The organism is Streptomyces sp. NPDC015532, from assembly GCF_043078065.1.
GTDB lineage: Bacteria > Actinomycetota > Actinomycetes > Streptomycetales > Streptomycetaceae > Streptomyces.
In genome coordinates this window covers 840,370-848,705 of record NZ_JBIBSY010000002.1, presented here as the reverse complement: position 1 = coordinate 848,705, position 8,336 = coordinate 840,370, and the positions used below count along the sequence as shown (strand labels likewise).

Here is an 8,336-nt window from a genome sequence, read left to right as displayed (position 1 = left end):
TGGCGCCCAACACCGGCCCGGGGGGGCGGCCCGGGGCCCCGGGCGCCCCCGGGGGGGGGGGCCCCCCCCGGGCCCCCCCGGCCCGGGGGGGGGGCCCCCCGGGGCCCCCCCCCACGAGCCGTGGCCCCACTGCGTAGAGCCGCACGACAGTGAAGCGGCAGACGAGATGCGCTCTCCGGACGAGATCCGGATCCTGCGTCGCATCCACGCAGCAGCGGCCGAGCGGCGGCTCCGAGACCCCCAGGCACCCGCGATCACGCCCGAGGAACGGGAGATCGAGCAGCGGCTCCGCGAGGGCCACCCGTGGTTCGACGGCCCGATCCCCATGATCCCCGTGGCCCAGCTCTACGCCCGCGACGTGCCTCTCCCGGCCAGCCCTCCCGGAGCCGACCTGCTCCAGGTCCTGTGGTGCCCTTGCGACCACGAGGAGTTTGCACACCCCCGAACCGCCCTCTTCTGGCGTTCCTCCGCCTCCGTCACCGACGTCCTTGAGGCCCCGCCCGAGCCGCCCGTGATCCAGTTCGACTGGTACCTGCCGGAACCGTGCCTGTTCGCACCTGAACGGATCACCGAATACCCCGGCCCCCTGGAGCTGAGCAAGGAACTGCAGCAGCAGTTGGGCGACGTGAACCTGTGGGAGACAGCCGGATTCGCGTGGGACAGTACCGGCGCGTTGGACCCGCAGGAGTTCTACTTCCGCAACCTGTGCCACACCCCCGGGTGGAAGACCGGCGGCTGGACCCGCTGGGGCCTCACCGACCCCATGCCGCGCCCCTGCCCCGAATGCGGCACCGAGACGACCCCGCTCCTCACCATCGCATCCTCGGAATGGAACTCCGGCAGCAAGAGTTGGATGCCCGAGGAGGAACGGACGAACCCGACTCCGCTCCTCCTCGGCACCCCGCCCTCGAACTTCACTCTCCTCGACATCGCCGGCGCCTACGACCTGCAACTCCACGTCTGCCCGGTGTCCCCGGACCATCCCCACATCGAACTGGTCCAGTGAGCAGGCCCGGCGCCCAAGTACCAGGACGCCACCAGCGCGATTCGGTGGAGTTGCGTCGAACTCCTCGATCTCGTCGAAGTCCTCCTCTTCGGGACGTTCGGCGGGGAGCGCGTCGGGGATCCCAGGGTCCAGGCCCTGCTCCGGAAACGGTTGGGCGAGCATGGACAGGTCGGCCATGTCGGCACCGTCACCTTCCCGGCGCCGGCGGTCTTGCGTGCGCCTAGCGGGGAAGACGCCGTAAGGGCCCACCCGGCCACGCCGGTGGCGAGGACCCGCCGGACGTCGTGACGGGTGGCCGGCAGCCGGGTCCGCCCATGTCCCGGTCCCGAAGCGTCCCTCGAAGAGGCCAACTCTTGAACGCGTCGCCCGACGCGAGCCGGTCGCTGCGTCGGGGTTCGAACGCGTCGGGAGGCCGACGCGGTACGAGCGGTGACAGATGTCGGTTTGCCGTGCCCGGCAGACGAACTCCCTTCATTTCGGCTTCAGTTGTTGACGTCTGGAACACGCGGGGATACAACCCGGAGAGAGCGCTCTCCGTCTGCTGTTGCTCCGCCCCCACACACGCCGACCCGGCATGAGGAGATCCCGCATGCAGTCCTTAGCCAGCGCCCTTCCCCCTCGGCCGTCGAGCAGAACCGCCCGGGCCCGTACCGCTCTCGGTCTCGTCGTCGTCCTGCTCGCCGCCTGCGTCGCCTTCCTGAACCCGGCCCCCGCGCACGCCGCCGACCAACTGCTGTCCCAGGGACGGCCCGCCGCCGCCTCGTCGGTCGAGAACGGGTCCTTCCCCGCCGGGGCCGCGGTCGACGGGAACACCGGCACCCGGTGGTCCTCGGCCTTCTCCGACCCCCAGTGGCTGCGCGTCGATCTCGGGTCGGTCCAGCAGATCACCCGCGTCACCCTCAACTGGGAGGCCGCCTACGGCACGTCGTTCCAGATCCAGACCTCCGCCGACGCGAACACCTGGGCCACCGTGTACTCCACGACGACCGGCACCGGGGGCGTCCAGAACATCAACGTCACCGGCAGCGGAAGATACGTGCGCGTCCTCGGAACGGCGCGAGCCACCCCGTACGGCTACTCCCTGTGGGAGTTCCAGGTGTACGGGCCCGGAAGCACCACCCCGCCCGACGACTTCTGGGGCGGCACCGGCGACATACCCGCCGCGAACAACGCCGTCGAGGTGAAGGTCCTCAACCGCACCAACGGCAAGTACCCCGACAGCCAGGTGTACTGGAGCTTCAACGGCCAGGTCCACTCCATCGCCGAGCAGCCCTACCTCGACATGCCGGCGAACTCCGCGGGCCGCATGTACTTCTACCTGGGTTCGCCGAACGGCCCGTACTACGACTTCATCGAGTTCACCGTCGGCAACAACGTCTTCAACGGCAACACCACCAGGGTCGACGCCTTCGGCCTCAAACTGGCCATGCGCCTGCACTCCAAGGACGGCTACGACGTCGAGGTCGGTGAGAACCGGCAGACCTTCGCCGAGGACCGTGCGACGACCTTCCAGCGGTTCACGGCCGCCGTCCCCGATCAGTTCAAGGTGCTGGCCCAGACCCAGGCCCCGTACCGGATCATCGCGCCGGGCAGCGACCCGAGCTTCCGGGCGGGCGGCGCCAACGCCAACTACTTCACGTCCTACGCCCAGTCCGTGGGCGTGAGTGCCGCCACCTCCGACATCTTCGGCTGTGCCGCGGCCCTCGCGGGCAACCCCACCATGTGCGCCGCCCTCAACCGTCATGTGGCGAACCTGCCGGCCTCCCAACAGGGCGATCCCGCCCAGTTCTACAAGGCGGCACCGGCGAACTACTACGCCAGGTTCTGGCACGACAACGCCATCGGCAACCTCGCCTACGGCTTCCCCTACGACGACGTGGCGGGTCAGTCCTCCTTCGTCTCCCACGGCAGCCCGCAGTGGCTGCTGGTCGCCGTCGGCTGGTAGCCGGGTCCGCGACCACAGGGCCGTGTCGGCTCGGCGCCGTCGTGTCGGCGACGGATCCCCAACGGGGCCGGCACGGCCCTGCCTCCCCCACGGGGCGGTGGCGAAGAGGAGTCCGGGGCGTTGCCGGTCGCACCACGGCCGGCAGCACCCCGGCCCAGCTGTGCGGACGGGTCGAGGGGCCGTCGCTGGCTCGGAGAGGCTCTTCGCGGGTCCCGCGGCACGGGTCTTCGACGGCGCGTGTCTCCACCTCGTCCGGCCGTAGCCCGGAGGAGTCGCGGATCTCGTCGGCCGTTTCGGGAACAGCCGGTCCGGCCGCCACGGTTGCATCGACCGAGGGACCGGCGCCTTTCGGGCGGGAGAACGGGGACCACAAGGTCGTCCGCCCGCCAGGGACCGGCCCCAGGATCGCGGTACGCCCGCCGCGCGCTCGGACCAGAACGTGTTTCCGCAGGAGGACTGTTTCATGACCGACCGGCCCTTGACGCTGATGGCAGTGCACGCCCACCCCGACGACGAGGCCACCGGAACCGGAGGGGTCCTCGCGCGCTATGCGGCGGAAGGCATCCGCACGGTGCTCGTGACCTGTACCGACGGCCGTTGCGGTGACGGACCGGGGGGTGTCAAGCCGGGCGAACCCGGGCATGATCCGGCGGCCGTCGCCTCGATGCGTCGTCAAGAACTCGAGGCGAGCCGTGACGTCCTAAAGATCAGCGATCTGGAGACGCTGGACTATGCCGACTCCGGGATGATGGGCTGGCCGAGCAACGACGTCCCCGGATCCTTCTGGCGCACCCCCGTGCGGGAAGGCGCCGCCCGACTCGCCGAACTCATGCGGCACTACCGACCCGATGTGGTCGTCACCTATGACGAGAACGGCTTCTACGGTCACCCCGACCACATCCAGGCCCACCGCATCACCATGGCGGCGCTGGAGATGACCGAACTGACACCGAAGGTGTACTGGACCACGATGCCCCGCTCGATGATGCGGCGGTTCGGCGAGATCATGCGCGAGTTTCATGAGGACATGCCGGAGCCGGATCCTGCCGAGGCCGCCGCGCTGGCCGAGATCGGCCTCCCCGACGACGAGATCACCACGTGGGTGGACGCCACCGCGTTCAGCGGCCAGAAGTTCGATTCGCTGGCCGCGCACGCCAGTCAGGGCGAGAACATCTTCTTCCTCAAGATGGGCAAGGAGAGGTTCGGCGAGCTGATGGGCATGGAGACCTTCGTACGGGTCCAGGACGCCACCGGCGCGGCCGTACCCGAGAACGACCTCTTCGCCGGACTGCGCTGATCCGCCCGTCACAAGCCCGGCGGTCCGCCCCGATCAGGGCAGACCGCCGGGGTGGTGTTGAATGTGGCTCCATGAGTGGGCGTGGACGTGCGGCGAGCCGGACGGCGGTGCTGGTCTGTCAGGGGCGGGCGGCCGCGAACGGGAGGGCCGCTACGGGCCGGTTCGCGGATCCCGTGGCGGAGCGGCTGCTGAGCGCCGCGGAACGTACGCCCGTGGCCGAGGTGCGCTCGAACACTCCGCCGAGCGGCTGGCGGGAGCGCACCGCGTACGAGAGTGTGCGGGCGTGCGCCGAGGTGGTCGTGCCGCGGACGGTGGCGATCGACGAGGCACTGCGCGCCCGTGCGGCCGGCCAACTGGTGATCCTCGGTGCCGGTCTGGACACACGGGCGTGGCGTCTGCCCGAGCTCGCGCGGACCGATGTGTGGGAGGTCGACCATCCGGCTTCCCAGCGGGACAAGCGCGCCCGTCTCGCCGCCGACCTGTCGGCCACCGCCCGCTCCGTACGCTTCACACCGGTCGATTTCGCCGTCGATGACCTCGGTGCGGCGTTGGACGCCGCGGGCCACGATCCATCCGCGCCGACGACCTGGCTGTGGGAGGGCGTCGTTCCCTACCTGACGCGGAACGAGGTGCGGGCCACAGTGGCCGCCCTCGCCGTCCGGACGGCCCCGGGCAGCGCACTCGTCGTCAATTACCAGGCACCGTCGGCGAGGGCGGCCGTGGGCCGGCTGCTGACCCGCGTGCTCGGCAGTTCCATCACCTCGGGCGAGCCGTGGCGCTCGCTGTGGCGACCGGAGCAGTTGGCCGCTGTGCTCGCGGAGGGCGGCCTGCGCGTGGTGTCGGACGACAGCCTCCTCGCCGTCGCCCACACCCTCGACATCCCGACCCGTGGGCGGGTTTCCTTGCGGTCAGGTCGCGTAGCCGTCGCGGAAAGCCCCTGATGTGAGGAATCGACCGGGGCGAGCTGTGGCCGGTCAGCCGCCTTCGCCCTGACGGGGGCCTTGCGCGTCCCACCGCCGGAGCACGTCCGGCGAAGGCCGTGGGCCGGGGGTGGTGACCTGCGGGAACACGACCCGCCATGGTGCCCGACACCTCTCCCGCGGCCGTCTTCATGGCGGCCCGGCACATGTTTTGGCCGACCCCCCTGTCACTAGCCTCCGGCGCGTCCCCCCGTCCCACTCGGATTCGAGGTCCCGGATGCTCCAGCCCAGTACGGACGTCACCCCACCCGGCGGACGGCGGCCCCGATGGCGGGCCGCGCTCTGCGCGCTGGTGCTCGCGACCGCCGGTTCGGGCGTCGTCGCGTCGGCCGCGCCGTCGTCCGCCGCCGGCGATCACGGCGCACCCGCCGGGCCCTGTTCCGTCGGCGCTCCGCCGCGGGTACCCGGCGCCGCCTTCCAACAGGCCGTCTGTCTGGACGAGTTGACGACCGCCGGGACCGTGGCCTCCGGCCACACCGACCCGGCCGACTACGCGGGTCTGACGCCCAAGGACCTGCCGACGCCCAGTGGAGTGCCCGGGACCCAGATCGACGGCTACTTCCCCGACACGTCCACCACCAACACCAACCACGGCTGGAAACACGACGCGCAGTTCGTCGTCCGGCTGCCCGACCACTGGAACGGCGGACTCGTCGTCGCCGGAACACCGGGCAACCGCGAGCAGTACGCCAACGACCGCGCGATCTCCGACTGGGTGCTCGCGCGCGGCTACGCCTACGCCGCCACCGACAAGGGCAACACCGGCCTCGCCTTCTACCGGGACGGCGTACGCCCCGGCGACGCCATCGCCGAGTGGAACACCCGGCTCACCCAGCTCACCCGGGCCGCCCGCGCCGTCGTCAGGCAGCGCTACGGGAAGTCCCCCGCGCGCACCATCGCCACGGGCATCTCCAACGGCGGCTACCTGGTCCGCTGGCAACTGGAGAACCACCCCGAGCTCTACGACGGGGGAGTCGACTGGGAGGGCACGCTCTGGACCTCCGACGGACCCGGCCTGCTCACCTTCCTGCCGCCCGCGCTGCGCGAGTACCCGCTCTACGCGGTCGGCGGACCCGGCGCCCAGGCGGCTCAGGACGCCCTGCACGCGGCAGGCTATCCGGCCGGATCGGAGTTCCTCTGGCCCTATCACCACGCGACCTACTGGGACCTGACCCAGCGCCTCTACCGTGAGGAACTGGACCCCGGCTACGACGGGACGACCGAGGCGGGAACCCCGTTCTGCGCCTCCGGAACCCCCGGCTGCGACGCCGACTACGCCTACGACGCGAGGCCGGCGGCCGTGCACCGCGCCGTCGACCGCATCGCGCTGACCGGGCGCATCGGCAAGCCGCTCATCACCCTCCAGGGCACGCTCGACGTGCTGCTGCCGATCAGCCGCGACGGAGACGTCTACGCCCGCATGGTCCGCGACGCCGGGCGGGGACCGCTGCTGCGGTACTACCGGATCGTGGACGGGACGCACACCGACTCGCTCGTCGACGCCTTCCCGGACCGGCTCCGTCCGATGACCCCCTGCCACCGCTCGGCCTTCACGGCGCTCGAACGCTGGCTGGCCGGCGAAGGACGCCCTCCGGCCGGCCACACCGTGCCGCGCCCGGCGGACGCGGACGGTACGGCACTGCTGACCGAATGCCTCCTGGGGTAGCGGCCGAGGCGGCCACACTCCCGCCGCGTCCTTCCCGCCGCGCCCTCTCCCGCGTCCTGCGTCCTGCGTGCCGCGCTCTCGGAGGCCCGGCGCGGAGGCCGGCCACAGGTCCTCAGACCCGCCCCGGTGCCGGGGCCGCCTCCGCTCCGGCGGCGGGCACCTCGGCCCGCCGGGGGAGAAGCAGCGGGGTCGCCAGCAGGAGCACGCCGGCCAGGGCGATGGCCGTACGCGGGCCCAGCACGGCGCCCAGTACGCCCCACAGCGCCGTCAGGAGCGCGGTCGAGCCCTTGGTCGTGACCGCCCAGGCCGTCAGTGTGCGGGCGACCCGGTCGTTCGCGGTGCGTTCGAGACGGTAGGTGGAGTAGACGGGGTTGAAGACCCCGCAGCAGAAGATGAGCCCGAACTCGACGCCCATCACCAGCAGCAGCCCTCCGGTACCCGGCCCCACGAAGGCCAGGCCGAGCGGCCACAGTGCGCGCAGGGCCCCGGACCCGACCAGGACCTGACGCTGCCCGAACCGGGTGACCAGCGGTCGGGCCAGCCGTGAACCGAGCAGCCCGCCGATCGAGGGCGCGGCGAAGGCCAGACCGTACTGCCACGGCGTGAACCCGAGCCCGCCGAGCATCAGGACGGCCAGCAGCGGCTGGGCGGCCATCACCAGGCCGTTGAACAAGGCTGTGTTGAAGAACAGCGGACGCAGCGTGCGGTCGGCGAGGATGTACCGCCAGCCGTCGAGCAGATCCGAGGCCCGCAGGCGCCCCGCCTCCCGGCGTTCGGGCGGCGGTTCCTGCCCGCCCGTCGCGCGGATGCCCAGGGCGGACAGCAGATAGCTGACCCCGTCGGCCACCACCGTCGCCACCGGACCCAGAAGCCCGATCGCCGCGCCGCCCAGCGGCGGTCCGATGATCGTGGTCGTCCAGGCCGTCGACTCGAACCGGGCGCCCGCGACCAGCAGGTGCTCGGCCGGCACGAGCGTCTTCAGGTACGCGCCGGAGGCGGCGCGGAAGGTGATGTCGGCCGCCGCGACGACCACCGAGACGAGCAGGAGCTGAACGAAGGTGAGCGCGCCGAGCGCGAACGCGGCGGGGATCGTCACCAGCGCGGCGAACCGGACCAGGTCCATCGCCACGAGCACCGGCCGCTTGCGGCGGAACTCCACCCACGGGCCCAGCGGCACCGCCACGGCAGCGCCCACCGCGGCCCCCACGGAGGCGAGTGCGGCGACCTCGGCCGGTCCGGCGTGCAGTACCCGGATGGCGATCAGTTCGAACGAGCCGAAGGCGAGCCAGGTGCCGAGCGCGCTCGCCCCGTACGCCCCCCAGAGCCACCCGAACCGCCGCCCCAGCCGGTGCCCGCTCCTCATGCCCGACACCCTCGTCCCTCGCCCCTCACCCACAACCGGTCCGCGTCCGAAGACATCAAAGCGAGGAGCGCCACCGGGG

General features: G+C 71.7%; 6 protein-coding genes. 5 read left to right on the top strand and 1 reads right to left on the bottom strand.

Features of this window, described 5'->3' with window-relative positions:
- Nucleotides 1-166: 166 nt before the first annotated feature.
- From ACF07B_RS10440 to ACF07B_RS10420, 5 genes are all read left to right on the top strand, one after another.
- Nucleotides 167-1,006: a hypothetical protein gene (locus ACF07B_RS10440; RefSeq protein WP_392178581.1), complete on the top strand. Its 840-nt coding sequence runs from the start codon at nucleotides 167-169 to the stop codon at nucleotides 1,004-1,006.
- Nucleotides 1,007-1,595: 589 nt separating this feature from the next.
- Nucleotides 1,596-2,951, top strand: coding sequence for a beta-1,3-glucanase family protein (locus ACF07B_RS10435; protein WP_392178580.1), 1,356 nt, complete (start codon nucleotides 1,596-1,598; stop codon nucleotides 2,949-2,951).
- A 463-nt stretch (nucleotides 2,952-3,414) separates the two neighbouring features.
- On the top strand, nucleotides 3,415-4,248 hold the full coding sequence (locus tag ACF07B_RS10430; RefSeq protein ID WP_392178579.1) for a PIG-L family deacetylase: 834 nt from the start codon (nucleotides 3,415-3,417) through the stop codon (nucleotides 4,246-4,248).
- Nucleotides 4,249-4,319: 71 nt separating this feature from the next.
- A complete protein-coding gene (locus ACF07B_RS10425) occupies nucleotides 4,320-5,189 on the top strand; it encodes a class I SAM-dependent methyltransferase (RefSeq protein WP_392178578.1) in 870 nt (289 codons plus the stop codon).
- 256 nt (nucleotides 5,190-5,445) lie between these two features.
- The gene (locus tag ACF07B_RS10420) at nucleotides 5,446-6,894 is read left to right on the top strand and encodes a tannase/feruloyl esterase family alpha/beta hydrolase (RefSeq protein ID WP_392178577.1); all 1,449 of its coding nucleotides are present in this window, start codon (nucleotides 5,446-5,448) and stop codon (nucleotides 6,892-6,894) included.
- 112 nt (nucleotides 6,895-7,006) lie between these two features.
- Here ACF07B_RS10420 and ACF07B_RS10415 read toward each other — a convergent pair whose 3' ends face one another.
- Complete coding sequence (locus ACF07B_RS10415; RefSeq protein WP_392178576.1) at nucleotides 7,007-8,257, bottom strand: MFS transporter; 1,251 nt, start codon at nucleotides 8,255-8,257, stop codon at nucleotides 7,007-7,009.
- Between the last annotated feature and the right edge of the window lie 79 nt (nucleotides 8,258-8,336).